Source organism: Paenibacillus mobilis (assembly GCF_058267595.1).
Genome location: NZ_JBZCMS010000002.1, coordinates 331,628 through 345,539, shown reverse-complemented (window position 1 = coordinate 345,539; position 13,912 = coordinate 331,628). Strand labels below are relative to the sequence as shown.

At 54.3% G+C, this 13,912-nt stretch carries 11 protein-coding genes, 1 pseudogene and 2 riboswitches; of the genes and pseudogenes, 7 read left to right on the top strand and 5 right to left on the bottom strand.

What is annotated here, in order from left to right:
• Window positions 1-46 precede the first annotated feature (46 nt).
• Window positions 47-162: riboswitch (glycine riboswitch) on the bottom strand.
• 3 nt (window positions 163-165) lie between these two features.
• Window positions 166-270: riboswitch (glycine riboswitch) on the bottom strand.
• Between the two features lie 262 nt (window positions 271-532).
• Window positions 533-925 carry a glycine cleavage system protein GcvH gene (gcvH, locus tag AC3ZPD_RS04760; RefSeq protein ID WP_490983121.1) on the top strand — a complete coding sequence of 131 codons (393 nt, stop codon included), beginning with the start codon at window positions 533-535 and terminating at the stop codon, window positions 923-925.
• 238 nt (window positions 926-1,163) lie between these two features.
• On the opposite strand, the pseudogene AC3ZPD_RS04755 reads toward gcvH, so the two are convergent.
• From AC3ZPD_RS04755 to proB, 4 genes and pseudogenes are all read right to left on the bottom strand, one after another.
• A pseudogene (locus tag AC3ZPD_RS04755) lies at window positions 1,164-2,383 on the bottom strand (2,3-diketo-5-methylthiopentyl-1-phosphate enolase).
• Entirely contained in the window at window positions 2,380-3,240 is an 861-nt protein-coding gene (gene proC, locus AC3ZPD_RS04750) for a pyrroline-5-carboxylate reductase (protein WP_490983120.1), read from the bottom strand. Before proC ends, AC3ZPD_RS04755 begins: the two are co-directional and overlap by 4 nt.
• 127 nt (window positions 3,241-3,367) lie before the next feature.
• Window positions 3,368-4,615 (bottom strand): glutamate-5-semialdehyde dehydrogenase, encoded by a 1,248-nt coding sequence (locus AC3ZPD_RS04745; protein ID WP_490983119.1) that lies wholly within the window; start codon window positions 4,613-4,615, stop codon window positions 3,368-3,370.
• Between the two features lie 80 nt (window positions 4,616-4,695).
• On the bottom strand, window positions 4,696-5,799 hold the full coding sequence (gene proB / locus AC3ZPD_RS04740; RefSeq protein ID WP_490983118.1) for a glutamate 5-kinase: 1,104 nt from the start codon (window positions 5,797-5,799) through the stop codon (window positions 4,696-4,698).
• Between the two features lie 500 nt (window positions 5,800-6,299).
• On the opposite strand from proB, the gene AC3ZPD_RS04735 reads away from it, so the two are divergent.
• A complete protein-coding gene (locus tag AC3ZPD_RS04735) occupies window positions 6,300-7,112 on the top strand; it encodes a carbon-nitrogen family hydrolase (RefSeq protein WP_490983117.1) in 813 nt (270 codons plus the stop codon).
• 27 nt (window positions 7,113-7,139) lie between these two features.
• On the opposite strand, the gene AC3ZPD_RS04730 is transcribed toward AC3ZPD_RS04735, so the two are convergent.
• Window positions 7,140-8,054, bottom strand: a complete 915-nt coding sequence (locus AC3ZPD_RS04730) for a LysR family transcriptional regulator (RefSeq protein WP_490983116.1) — start codon at window positions 8,052-8,054, stop codon at window positions 7,140-7,142.
• Between the two features lie 326 nt (window positions 8,055-8,380).
• Here AC3ZPD_RS04730 and lepB point away from each other — a divergent pair, with 326 nt between their 5' ends.
• The 5 genes from lepB to AC3ZPD_RS04705 all read left to right on the top strand — a co-directional run bounded on the left by lepB (window position 8,381) and on the right by AC3ZPD_RS04705 (window position 13,797).
• Window positions 8,381-8,935, top strand: coding sequence for a signal peptidase I (gene lepB / locus AC3ZPD_RS04725; protein WP_490983115.1), 555 nt, complete (start codon window positions 8,381-8,383; stop codon window positions 8,933-8,935).
• A 267-nt stretch (window positions 8,936-9,202) separates the two neighbouring features.
• Window positions 9,203-10,627, top strand: a complete 1,425-nt coding sequence (gene leuC / locus AC3ZPD_RS04720; protein ID WP_490983114.1) for a 3-isopropylmalate dehydratase large subunit — start codon at window positions 9,203-9,205, stop codon at window positions 10,625-10,627.
• A gap of 47 nt (window positions 10,628-10,674) precedes the next feature.
• The gene (gene leuD / locus AC3ZPD_RS04715) at window positions 10,675-11,277 is read left to right on the top strand and encodes a 3-isopropylmalate dehydratase small subunit (RefSeq protein WP_490983113.1); all 603 of its coding nucleotides are present in this window, start codon (window positions 10,675-10,677) and stop codon (window positions 11,275-11,277) included.
• 114 nt (window positions 11,278-11,391) lie between these two features.
• Complete coding sequence (gene ung / locus AC3ZPD_RS04710) at window positions 11,392-12,063, top strand: uracil-DNA glycosylase (protein WP_490983112.1); 672 nt, start codon at window positions 11,392-11,394, stop codon at window positions 12,061-12,063.
• Window positions 12,064-12,264: 201 nt separating this feature from the next.
• Entirely contained in the window at window positions 12,265-13,797 is a 1,533-nt protein-coding gene (locus AC3ZPD_RS04705) for an N-acetylmuramoyl-L-alanine amidase family protein (RefSeq protein WP_490983111.1), read from the top strand.
• Window positions 13,798-13,912 lie beyond the last annotated feature (115 nt).

Sequence of the window (13,912 nt, the reverse complement as noted above, 5' to 3'; positions counted from 1 at the left end):
AATCCGTGTCACATGCGGCTCATTCCGCAGTTACGGATTCTGAAGGCTCTGTCCTTGGTACCTGAGAGTGTCCCTTGCGGCAGCGGAAGTCAGCCGACTTCCGAGCTTCCAGGTTTCCCCTTGGGTGATCCGGCGGCTTCCGCTGCCGAATGCTCTCCAGAGATGCGTCCGGTAAAAGTCCTTTTGCCTGAGAGATTCACTCCAGCGCTTGGCAAGAGCTTGCTCCTTCGGCGTCGCCGCTTGCGCGGCAATCTCTCCCTTTACGTTCACCCGCTCTTCATAATCTCATTAAAACGGGTAAACCCGAAGGATGTCAACAAATTTATCTTTAAATTTTCGGATTATCGGCAGGGAATGTCGAATTATAGCGTTATCATTGGGAGACAAGTCGGGAAAACGAAAAAGTGTAAGCTATATTGACATTTGCTAGGGAAATGAATAACCTAGACTTGTAAATCTATGCCCTGGATAAAGCTTGGATCAAACAGAGTGATTAAAAATTAAGTTCACAAGATTGGAGCGAAAGAAAGCGATGAGCGAAATTAAACAAGGACTTTGGTACAGCGAGGAACATGAATGGGTACAAGATATGGGAGACGGCACCGTGCTTGTCGGCATTACGGATTTTGCCCAGGACCGGTTGGGGGACATCGTATTTGTCGAGCTGCCTGAAACCGGAACCGAGGTAGGCGCGGAAGACGGCATCGGCACCATCGAATCTGTGAAGACGGTATCCGATTTGTTCTCTCCGGTCAGCGGCACGATCGTCGAAGTGAACGAAGAGCTGACAAATGCTCCTGAACGCGTGAACGAAGAGCCATTTGGCAGCGGCTGGATGGTCAAAATCAAATTGTCCGCTCCCGCCGAAGAAGCTTTCGCCAAGCTGCTGAACGCAGAAGCCTACGGGAAACACACCGAAGAATAATCGATCATCCGATATAAGTTAAAGAGCCCTTGCTGATTCGCTGGCGAACAGAAGGGCTTTTGTTAATGGAATCAGGCCAGCCGGAAACTCCCGGCTGGCCTTTTTTTGCAGGGTTTATAAATCCTAAATTAGTCTGGTAAATGCCCGAAAGAGCGCTGATGATAGATTATGAGCTAGCACGAGAACTGGGTTTGTTAAGCCTGTTAAGTCTACTAATTTTGCTAAGCCTGTAAGCTTGTTACGCCCGGTTTCCCCAAAGCTCAAGCGCCTGTTTCAGTTCCGGCAGCTTTTGCGCAGCTTCTTCGAGCGGAACGCCGTTCACAGCGGCGTCAATCGCCTGTAGGAAAGCTTGTCCTCCGGCTTGGATGCCGCCGGGATGAGCCTGTATGCCGCTGCTGCCGTCCAGGATCACATCAGGCCATAATCCTGCAGAATCTGCGGGACGAGACCTGGATGGACCGATCAGCAAGGCGCCGGAAAGCTGGCGGGAAGCGGCAGGCTGGTGCGGGTCAGCTCCTCTTTGACCTCGAAGCTGTCCTCACGCGTCAGGTTGGATGAACCCCTGTACGGAGAAGGGAACAAAACAAGATCCGCTCCCGCTACGCGCATCAGCTTTCCTAGCAGCAGGGCCGGAGCAATGCCGAAATGCCTGGACGGATAAAGCGCTCCGGCCAAAGAAGGATAAGCCATGATGGGCACGTGAATATCCGGATCGGCGGCCAACTCCTGAAGCACATCGATGCCGTAGGCGAGGGGGCTGAAGAGCAAAGCGGCGGCTCCTGCATCGACGGCCCGTTTGGCCCTGCCCCTCAGCTCCGAAGGTTTGCCGGTGAGGTTCACGGCGTACAGCAGTTTTTTGCCGGTAAATTTCTCGGCTTCCTCCGCCGCCAGCTTGGATACCTCCGCTCTCCGCTCTAATGAATCCGCATGCTCAAACCGGGTTTCCTCATCCAGGATCAGATCCGCTCCGCCGAGCGCCTGCACCATAAACTGGGTTTTCATGCTGTTCAAATCAAATGCGGCGTCCGGCTTTACCCGGCTCATCAGCAGAGGAAGGGACGGACGGCCGAGCATCTCCCGGATGCCCGAAATGCCGAATTTGGGCCCTGCAAAGGCGGACAGGAAAGATTCGGACAAACCCAAATTCAGCAGACGGATGCGGCCATCCATCGAAAGATTGCCGAAAGCGGCCAGCAGCAGGGCGGTAAGGTCTTTGGTGAACCAATTATCCGGAAAAGCGATGAGCATGTCGGCATAACGTTCACCGGGAGCCGCTCCTTCAGGCTCAAAAATAGAAATGTTTTCAACCCGGCCCTCGCGATCAAGCGAAGTTTCCCGCTTGAGCTCCGCAAGCCCGGCCCAGCTTCGAGCAGTCAGCCCGGCGGCTATCGATTCGGCTTTGCTGTGGAAATCGGCTTGGTCGTCATGAATGCGATAGGTTGCCGTGCAGTAGCTCATTTCAGATCCTCCTCGATTGCCGCCCCCATTTCGCGAGACCGTGATGCGGCGCGGTTGACGGCGGCCTTGACCGCTTCGGTGAACTGATATTGCGCCAGCACTTCCAGCGCGGCTTGGGTAGAACCGTTCGGAGAGGTAATCGCCTTCCGCAGATCGGCCGGCTTTTCCCCGGTTTCCTTCATCATGGTTGCGGCTCCAAGCACCGTTTGCACGGTTAATTCGCGGGACTGCTCCGGAGAAAGGCCTCCTTCAATGCCGGCTGCAATCATTGCTTCCATCATGTAATAAACATAAGCGGGACCGCTGCCGGAAACGCCTGTCAAAGTTTCCATTTGCGCTTCGGGAATGATGCTGACGATACCGACGGCTTCAAAAATAGCCAACGTCCGTTCGCGCAGTTCCAGCGTCACTTCCCCGGAGAAGGAAATTCCCGTTGCGCCAAGTCCGATCGTGCTGGACGTATTCGGCATTGTGCGGGCAACGGGAAGTTTATGCCCCAGCAGGGCTTGAAGGGTAGGGATGGACAAGCCGGCAATGACGGATACGATAAGCTGGCTTTCGTTAACGAGCGGGGTCAGGCGTTTGATTGCGGCGCCTGCATCTTTGGGTTTCATGGCGAGAACTATAATGTCGGCTTTGGCGAGCAGTTCATTTTGGGCTTCCGTTTCCGAAGCGGTTTGTACCCCGTATTGGGACGACAGGCGTTCCAGGCGTTCGGCATTGCTACGGTTAAACATGGCGATTTCGCCCGGCTGGGCCGCAGAAGTGGAGATAAGTCCGCGGACAATGGCTTCAGCCATGGAACCCGCGCCGTAAAAGACGATCGTTGGAGTAGAGGAAACGTTTGAATTTGACATGTTAAAAAAACCTCCTGCTCAAGTCTCTGATATGGATTTGGAGAAAAAAATGGCCGGACGCGCCCCGGCAAACGAAAGTTTGGGTGTTCTGGAGCTTGTCCGGTGAGGGGAAGAGGGCCGCGGCGGGTTATCCGCGGATTTGCCCTGATCCCTTAATCGTGTATTTGGTTGACGTCAGCGCAGGGAGGCCCATCGGTCCTCTGGCATGAAGCTTTTGCGTGCTGATCCCGATCTCGGCACCGAAGCCGAATTCGAATCCGTCGGTAAAGCGGGTCGAAGCATTGTGATAAACGGCGGCTGCGTCAACCTCGTTGAGGAAACGGGCGGCAAGCTCTTCGTTTTCGGTTACGATGCACTCCGAATGTTTGGTGCTAAATTTGGCAATGTGATCCAAAGCATCCTGCAGTTCATCCACTATTTTAACATTTAAAATGTAATCGTTGTATTCCGTGGCAAAATCCTGCTCCGCAACCGGCTTGGCTTCCGGAAGCAGCCGGCGGGTTCGCTCGCAGCCTCTTAGCTCCACGCCGGCGGCTTGAAAAGCTTCGCCCAGCTCAGTCATATGCCCTGCCGCAAAATCCCGGTGCACCAGCAGCGTTTCCATCGAATTGCAGACGGATGGGCGCTGGGCTTTGGCGTTAACGGCAATGCGGACGGCCATTTCCGGATCGGCGGAAGCGTCCACATAGGTATGGCAGATCCCTGCGCCCGTTTCGATAACGGGAACGGTTGCATTTTTAACTACATGCTGAATCAGCGAACTGCCGCCCCGCGGAATGATGACGTCCAGCAGGCCGTTCAGCTTCAGCATTTCATCGACGGAGGACCGCTCCGAGTCATGGACCAGCTGCAGCGCCTCTTTCGGGAGCCGGTTTTTTTCAAGCGCCTGTTGAAACAACTCGGCGATTTTGACGTTGGAAGAAAGGGCAGCGGATCCGCCGCGCAGCAGGACGGCATTGCCCGTCTTAAGGCAAAGACCGGCGGCGTCGACGGTAACGTTGGGCCGCGCTTCGTAGATGATGCCGATCACGCCGATCGGCACGCGTTTTTTGACAATGTGCAGACCGTTAGGCCGATCCATGGTTTCCAGCACCTCGCCGACGGGGTCGGGCAGCTCCGCGATTTGACGGAGGCCTTCAGCCATGGCCGCGATCCGCTCCGGATTTAAGGCCAGCCGGTCGAGCAGGGAAACGGAAGTGCCGTTTTGTCTGCCGCGTTCCAAATCCTCCCTGTTTGCGGCGAGGATGTCCTCCGTTCCTGTAACTAAGGCGTCTGCGACCGCCAGCAGGGCGCGGTTTTTATGCTCGGTGGTCAGCCAGGCCAGCTGGGGAGCGCTTGCGGCCGCAAGCGCCGCTTTTTCTTTTACTTCACTCATCACGGCAACCTCCATTCGGCGTATTTCGCCTTTGTTTATAAAAAGGATTTGGATCCATCTTTATTTCTTCTAAGCTCTGTCTATTTCAAAGAGATCCATTCATCGCGGTGAATGACCTCAAGCCGGTGGACAAGGTCGATCTGCTTGACGACGTCGGCGCTGCTGAGCCCCTTGATCGTATCGAGTTCCTCCGCGTCGTAGTTGATGATGCCCCGGCCGAGCATGGACTCATCAAGCCCGTAAACCTCTACGACATCTCCGGCGTGAAAAGAGCCTTGAACCCGCTTCACGCCTACCGGCAGCAGGCTCCGCCCGCCGTGGATCAGCGCTTCGGCGGCTCCTTCGTCCACGTAAAGCCGGCCCAGCGGGGTGGACAGAAAGCCGAGCCACTGCTTTTTCCGGGGCAGGTTGGACAGGGAAGTGCTGAAGTAGGTGCCGTGGCCGTCGCCGCGGACGGCGGCAAGCATTTCGCCCGGGCTCTTCATGCGGCCCACAAAAACGGGAATCCCGCCGCGGGTGGCGATGCGCGCCGCATCCAGCTTGGAGCGCATGCCGCCCGTGCCGATGCTGCTGCCGGCCCCGCCAGCCGCATGGTACATCTCGTCGGTGATTTCTTCGACCCGGCTGATTCGCACCGCTGCCGGATCGATCCGGGGATCCTGGGTGTATAATCCATCCATATCCGTCAGGATGAGGAGATGATCGGCCTTCAGCAAATTGGCCACAAGCGCGGAGAGCGTGTCGTTATCGCCGAATTTCAGCTCGTCGACGGAAACCGTGTCATTTTCGTTGATGATCGGTATGACGTTTTGCTTCAGCAGCTCTTCCAGCGCCATGCTGGCATTGCCCATGCGCTTGCGGCTGTTGAAATCCGCCCGGGTGAGCAGCACCTGGGCCGACCGCACCTCATGCAGGGCAAACGCTTCGCGGTAGGCCTGCATCAGCAGCGCTTGGCCGACTGCGGCTGCGGCCTGTTTCTCGTGCAGCAGCTTCGGCCGCTGCGCGTAGCCGATTTCCCGGAACCCGGCGGCTACGGCCCCGGACGTGACGAGCACAGGCTGATAGCCCGCAGCTGCGAGCGAAGCCAGCTCGGCCGCGAAAAAACGGGTGGCGTGTTCGTTCAGCCCGCCTTCCTCAGAAGTAAGGGAGCTGCTGCCGATTTTGACAACAATTCTGTGCAGCATAAGCGTAACCTCCTGATTTTTCTGGAAAATGATTAATCCGGCATGCGGGGCGATGGGGAGGCAAACAACAAAAAAAGCCTCCGTCCTCCGCATGCAAATGCAAAGGACGAAAGCTTGGCTTCCGCGGTACCACCTTTATTGATGAACAGCTCCGTTCATCCGACTCAGGGCCTGTTAACAGCTGGCGGCTGTCCGGCATGAGCCGGCCGTTCGGGGGTAGGTTTCCGCAGCAGCTCCGGCAAATTCTTGCAGCCCAAGGAATTTGCTCTCTGAGAACGGAGTATTGTCCGCGTACTGGTCCCGTCATCACGTTTCCTAAATTTATTTATTGCTAGGATAACATGAGCTTTCTGACTTTGCAAAGGTGAATAAGCCTTGAAACCCCGTAATTATGCCAATTCTTTCGGACAGCTTCATATTAAAAAATGAATTCGACCTTTTCTGAGAAGGCAAATAAAATAGAGGAAGAAGGACGAACGAAACGGAAAGGATAGGTGCCTATGGGACAACATCCCGATTATTGGAATCTGGCCCTCATTCAGGCGGACATCAGGCTGGGCCAGCCTGAACGAAACCGGAAACACTTGGAAGCCCTGATGAAGCAAGCGGTTCAAGCAGTGCCCAAACCCGATGTTATTATGCTGCCGGAGATGTGGAACACCGGGTATGCCCTTGACCGCATTCAGGACCTGGCCGATCCGGGGGCAAGGACTGCAAGCGCCTGGTTGAGCCGATTTGCGGCCGAGCATGGGGTTCACGTTGTCGGCGGTTCGGTGGCCGAAAAAGGCGATGACGGCCTGATCCGCAATACGATGCTGGTCTTCGACAGAAACGGCCGGGAAGCTGGCCGGTATTCAAAAATCCATTTATTCCGTTTGATGCAGGAAGAAAAACATCTGGCGGAAGGTCTGGACACCGTTACTTTTCATCTGGAAGGGATACTGTCGGGCGCTTCGATCTGCTACGATCTCCGTTTCCCCGAGCTGTGCCGGAAGCTGGCTTTGGCCGGGGCAAAAATATGGTTTGTGCCGGCGGAATGGCCGCATCCCCGGCTTCACCATTGGCGGACGCTGCTTCAGGCCCGGGCAATTGAAAACCAGATGTATGTAGTCGCCTGCAACCGGGTGGGAGAAGATCCCGATAACCGCTTCTTCGGCCATTCGCTGATTATTGATCCTTGGGGCGAAATCGTGGCCGAAGGCGGAGAACGGGAAGACATTGTGACGGGGCGGATCCGTTTGGCGCTGGTTGACGAGGTGCGCGGGCGGATTCCGGTCTTTGAGGACCGCCGTCCGGATTTATACCGGTTTTAAATGCCGCTGAGCGCTTCGAATCCTGAGCTATTCTTCTTCCTTCCAGCGGTTGTTGAAGGTTTGCTTGAAGGTTTGAATAAAAGCTTCGGCGGCTTTGGACAAATACCGTCCTTTCCGGTAAGCGATTACCAGCGTCCGGCTGGGGGCGGGCTCGGCCAGCGGGACATAAACCGGGATCAGCTCGCTCCGCTTGGCCCTGGCGATAAAACGGGGCACCAGCGTAATGCCCATGCCGGCGGCGACCAGGGACTGAACGGTTTCAATGTTGTTGCTTTCAAAGACAACGTTTGGCTCAAAACCGGCTTCCTGACAAAGTCCCACAGTCAGCTTGCGGAAGCCTTGGCCCTTTTTCAGAACGACAAAAGGCTCCTCGCGCAGCTCCTCAATTCGGACGCCGTCGTCTTCGCTCCGTCCGGCCAGCCTGTGTCCGGGGGGAACGGCTAGCAGAATACGCTCTTCGCCTATTTCCTCATACGCGAGGGAAGTCTCCTGAAGCGGCAGCGAAAGCAGGCTCAGGTCAGTCCCGCCGCTGGCGGTGAGCTTTTCCAGATTCAGGGACGTATCCTCCAGCAGTGAAATTTGAATGCCCGGAAATGCTTCCTTAAATTCGGGGAGCACGTAAGGGAGCAGGTGCGAACCCGTAATTGGCATGCTTCCGACGACCACCCGGCCGCTGCGCATCTGCGAGATGTCGTCCATCTCCTGGCGCAGCTCCTCCACCGCGTCCATGATCCGGCGCGCATGGACTACAAAACTTTCGCCGGCGTGCGTCAGCTCGACGGAACTTGTGTTGCGCTGAAACAGCAGCACGCCGAGTTCTTTTTCCAGCTTGGACAGCTGCTGGCTGAGGGAAGGCTGCGCGATGTGCAGCTTGTCCGCCGCCCTTGAGAAATTCCGTTCCTCCGCAATCTGCAGCGTATATTGAAGTTGTCTGAATTCCATGAAGGCCTCCTGAGATTTTAAATTACTTATAATTTTAACCTATAAATGAGGTGAGATAAATAGTTATTGCTCGTATGCCCGTTCATCTTTCAGGGATTAAACTCAGATGAAGAAAAAGGACATGCGCCGCTCACTGAGGAGAGCAAAAAATTCAATAGAGAGCCCCTGCGTTTCCTGCAGACCGGGAATTTTTCCTTATGAAGCGGTTTGGCCGATGATAGGCCGAGAGAGTCACACGGCGTGTTTCCTGGCTTAAACCGCATGATTTCCCATGTCTTGTGAGAGTGTGCTATAATGGCCCCATGATAGATGTGGAGGTTGTATGAATGAAGGTGTGGAAGGAAATCCGCGGATGGCTTTTTTCCATCGGGATCGCATTTGTACTTAGTTTAATCATTGGCATCTTTGTGATTCAGCCTTACAAGGTAGACGGGCATTCCATGGATCCTACTTTGCATGACAAGGAACGCATTTATGCCGAAAAATGGTCGCATGCGCTCGGCAAGGTTCCCGACTACGGGGATATCGTCATTATCGACAGCCGCGTTGACCGCTCCCGCTCTTTCTGGGACGATCTGAAGGAACACCCTTTGATTGCGCTCCTGACGGGAGAAAATAAACAGGAAATCTTTTTCGTAAAACGCTTGATCGGCAAACCCGGTGATAAAATCGAAATCAAGCAGGGCAAGGTTTACCGCAACGGCCAGCTGCTCGATGAGCCTTACATCAAGGAGCCTATGCGGATCGAGCCCGATCAGGAATACGATGTTCCTGCAGGCAGCGTTTTTGTCATGGGGGATAACCGCAACAACAGCAAGGACAGCCGCATGATCGGCTTTGTTCCTATTGATCATGTAATGGGGATCAAAGGACTGAAATAAAGATTGGAAGTTTGGAAGTTGAAGGACAAATAAGAGTTTTTCCGGCAGTCCGCTGCCGGGGAAGCTCTTTTTTGCTGCGCTTTTTTAGGGCTTTGGTCAACTTATAGTTTAAACCTATGAAGGTAATTGTATTTATGTATTTCTCAAATAACACTGCGGCTTGTTATAGTAAATGCAATCAGTCAGGCAAAAAAAATTTATCGGATCCTCAGACCGGTGAATCAGCTGCCTGAACCAAGGACGAATTTTTAATCGGGAGTGATACAAATGAGTCAGAAGAAAACGATGTATGAGAAGATTTGGGATAACCACGTGATTTATCAGGAAGAAGGCAAACCGAGCGTATTGTACATTGACCTTCATTTGGTTCATGAGGTTACTTCCCCGCAGGCGTTCGAAGGATTGCGGATGTCAGGACGCAAGGTCCGCAGACCGGAATTGACCTTTGCCACGATGGACCACAATGTGCCGACCAAAGACCGGTTTAACATTACGGACCCGATCTCCAAACAGCAGATCGATACGTTGACCCAAAACTGCCGGGATTTCGGCGTTACGCTTTATGATCTGGATACGCTTGATCAAGGTGTCGTGCACGTTATGGGGCCTGAACTCGGTCTGACGGCTCCGGGCAAAACGATCGTCTGCGGCGACAGCCACACATCGACGCATGGCGCGTTTGGCGCATTAGCGTTCGGGATCGGAACAAGCGAAGTGGAGCACGTGCTGGCAACGCAATGCCTGCAGCAGGTCAAATCCAAAACGATGGAAGTCCGTTTTGTCGGCAAACGCAACCCAGGCGTTACGGCGAAAGACCTTATCCTGGGCGTCATTGCTCAATACGGCACTGATTTTGCAACCGGTTATGTCATTGAATATACGGGTGAAGCGATCCGCAGCCTGACGATGGAAGAACGGATGACGGTCTGCAACATGTCGATCGAAGCGGGGGCCCGCGCCGGTCTGATCGCGCCGGACGAAACGACTTTCAATTATTTGCGCGGACGTCAGTACGCGCCGCAGGGCAGCGCCTATGACGAAGCGGTTGAAGCGTGGAAGCAGCTGGCGACGGACGAAGGCGCCGAATATGACGTCGTGGTCGAATTTGACGTCGATTCCCTGATTCCGCAGGTGACCTGGGGCACAAGCCCGGGCATGGGCACCAACATTACCTCGGCTGTCCCTGATCCTGCTGCTTTTGACAGCGAAAACGAAAGAAAAGCGGCCAAACAGGCCCTTGAATACATGGGGCTGGTTCCGGGAACGCCGATGTCGGAAATCCCTGTGGATTACGTGTTTATCGGCTCCTGCACCAATGGACGGATCGAGGACCTTCGCGCGGCGGCTTCCATTGCCAAAGGCTACAAGGTTTCAGGCAAGGTGACGGCTATCGTCGTGCCGGGTTCCGGACGCGTCAAATTGCAGGCTGAGGAAGAAGGCCTGGACAAAATCTTTACGGAAGCTGGTTTTGAATGGCGCGATGCGGGCTGCAGCATGTGCCTGGCGATGAACCCTGACGTGCTGAAGCCGGGTCAACGCTGCGCGTCTACCTCCAACCGCAACTTCGAAGGCCGTCAAGGCCGCGGAGGACGCACCCATCTCGTATCTCCGGCCATGGCAGCGGCAGCGGCGATCCGTGGACATTTTGTCGATGTCCGCGACTGGACGTTTAAAACGGAAGTGGTCAGCTGAGCGCTGCCGGACTTCAAGACAGAATAAACCAAGGGAGAGATTGAGAGATGGAAGCTTTTAAAACCTTAAACGGAATCGTGGGTCCGGTGGACCGCGTCAATGTCGATACAGATGCTATTATTCCTAAGCAATTCTTAAAAAGAATCGAACGGAGCGGCTTCGGCCAGTTCCTGTTTTTCGAATGGCGTTTTGACGAAGAAGGCAATGAGAATCCGGATTTCGAACTGAACAAACCCCGCTATAAAGGGGCTTCCGTTCTGATTTCCCGCGTTAACTTCGGCTGCGGCTCTTCCAGGGAGCATGCGCCTTGGGCGATTCAGGATTACGGCTTCCGCTGCGTGATCGCCCCGTCTTTTGCGGATATTTTCTACAACAACTGCTTTAAAAACGGCATCCTGCCGATCAAGCTCTCCGAAGAGCAGGTGGAGGAGCTGTTCCAGAGAACGGCGAAGCACGAAGGCTACAAGCTGAACGTAGACCTGGAGAACAAGAAAATCACCGATGAATTCGGGCTGGATTACAGCTTTGATCTCGACGAGCACCGCCGCCAGTTTTTGCTACAGGGGCTGGATGACATCGGCCTGACGCTCCAGCATGAGGATCTGATCTCCGCTTACGAGGCTAAACATAAAGACCGTCTGTTTGCCTGATGAGGGTCAAGGTGCAAAGGATTCATTGACAATTCCGAACGTCGTTCCTCATAATCGACAGTGACTTGTTTGACACAACGCTTACGACACTGCCCGAAAGTAAGGAGGAACGACATGTTTGATAATGATTGGGACGAGGTGCTGGCGGAGGAGATCAAAAAGCCCTATTTTCAGGACCTCCGCTATGCCTTGGCCAGAGAGTACAAGCTACATACCGTATATCCGCCCAAGGAGCTGCTGTTTTCCGCGCTTAAATTAACGCCGTATCGGGATACTAGGGTAGTGATCCTGGGACAGGATCCCTATCACGGACCCGGCCAGGCGCACGGCCTCAGCTTTTCCGTTCAGCCGGGCGTTCGGATTCCGCCGTCCCTGCAGAACATTTACAAGGAGCTGGCGGATGACGTTGGCGCAGCTATTCCGAACCACGGTTCCCTTTTGCATTGGGCCCATCAGGGCGTGCTGCTGCTCAATGCCGTGCTGACGGTCCGGCAGGGACAGCCCAATTCGCATAAAGGGCTTGGCTGGGAAGCTTTTACCGATGCGGTCGTCGAAAAGCTGAACGAGCGTGAAACGCCGCTGGTGTTCATCTTATGGGGCAGCCATGCCCAGCAAAAAGGCGCATTCGTGGATGCCGGACGGCATAAGGTGATCCGTTCGCCGCATCCGAGCCCCTTTTCCGCCCATCGCGGATTTTTGGGTAGCAAACCTTTTTCGTCGGCCAACCGCTTTTTAACGGAACAAGGGCTTAAGCCTATTGATTGGGCCGTTCCGCCATTGGATTAGAAGAATATGTCTTTTTTTTCTGAAACATTTGCGAAATCCGCCGTCCGGCGGATTTTTTTTTGCGGACAAAATTGGAAATTGTCTATCAACGGCAATTTTTTCCTGATAAAATGTTAGATAAGTGCAGCTTTTCATAGATTGTGTCGTTCCGCTAGAAGTAATTCAGTCATTTTCATAGAAACGGTAGGGGATGAGTAACGGATGAAAAAGTACGGATTTATCGCGTTTTTGCTGCTATTTTTGCTGATGATTCCCGGGCTTGGACATGCGGCGGCCAACGCTGCTCATATCAACCTGGACGGTAAAGACCTGGAAATCGGAGACGATGCCGGGATCGAAACGATTGACGGCAAGATTATGGTCCCGCTACGGCTGGTGACGGAAAACATGGGCTACAAGGTGGATTATGACAACAAGTCGCGCACCGTCACCATCCAAAAGAGCAAAACGGTGCTTAAGCTGATTGTGGGGCAGCCCACCGCTCAAGTGAACGGCAAGGAAGTCAGAATGGCGGGTCCCGCCGTATTCGGAGGCAGCGGAGCAAATCAGACCACGCTGGTTCCGCTTCGTTTCATGGGAGAGCAAACGGGCTCCGAGGTCAGCTGGGACAATATCACCAAAACCGTATACATAACTTCAAGCATCTCGGGCAGCCAGGAGACTGTTCTGCCTGAAACGGGCAGCACAGGCGGTTCAGACAGTCCGGTCTCCGTCCCCGATCCTTCCCAAAACGCTGGCGATACGGCCTCTGACGAAACGCAGCCTCTCTCCGGAAACACGGCCGAACTTTCCGGGATCAGTTTTGGTGAAGGAAAGCTGGTGTTGGCCGTGAACGGAGATGTAACCCCGTCTGTCTTCACCATGAATGCTCCGGACCGGATCGTAATCGACCTGCCGGACACCCGATTCGCCCCGGATTTTGGCGAACGTTCGCCTTTAAGCGCGACGCTGAACGGGCAGATCAACGTGGAGGAAACCTCCAGCGCAGCGGATGTGCGCTACGCGCTGTTCAGCAGCAGTCCCTCAACCGTCCGGGTTGTCCTTGACATGAACAGCCCGTCCGCTTACCAGGTGACCGACAACAACGACGGTTTTGTCATCGTCGACCTGAACGCATCGTCCGGCAGCGGAGACCCGGCAGGAAGCGGCCAAGCGACCCCGTCGCAGCCTTCACAGCCCCAAACCACCGGCAAAAAGGTGATCGTCATCGATGCCGGACACGGCGGAAGCGATCCCGGCGCCTCCAGCCTTCACAACCGGAACGAAAAAGATTTTACGCTTTCGACGGTTCTGAAGCTTCAGCAAATTTTGGACCAGGACAGCAATATCGAAGTGGTGCTGACCCGGGACAGCGATACTTACCCGACGCTTGAGGACCGGGTGAACCTGGCCAACAGCCTGAAAGCTGACGTTTTTGTCTCGATTCACGGCAATAAAAGTCCGGATGGGGGGCCGGGGCCAAACGGGATAGAAACGCATTACACGAACAAAAACAGCGAGGCACTGGCCAAGATTATGCAGAAATATATCGTGCAATCCAGCGGCATGACCGACAGGGGACTTAAAACAGGCAACCTGTACGTGACGAAAAATACTAAAATGCCGGCGGTTCTTCTGGAGTGCGGATTTTTGAGCAATCCCAAAGACGAGGCGGCTATGTATTCGGACGAGTTTCAGCAGAAGCTTGCCCAAGGCATCGCCTCCGGACTGAAGGAATTTTTGGGCATCAAATAGTTTGGAGCCATCCTCAAATCCTATGAAATAAAAGGGAATTCGGTTTTCTTTCATCCTTCCTTTCTATTTTGTACCATTAAAATTGCCATAATTTACGCAACTTTTGATAGATTAT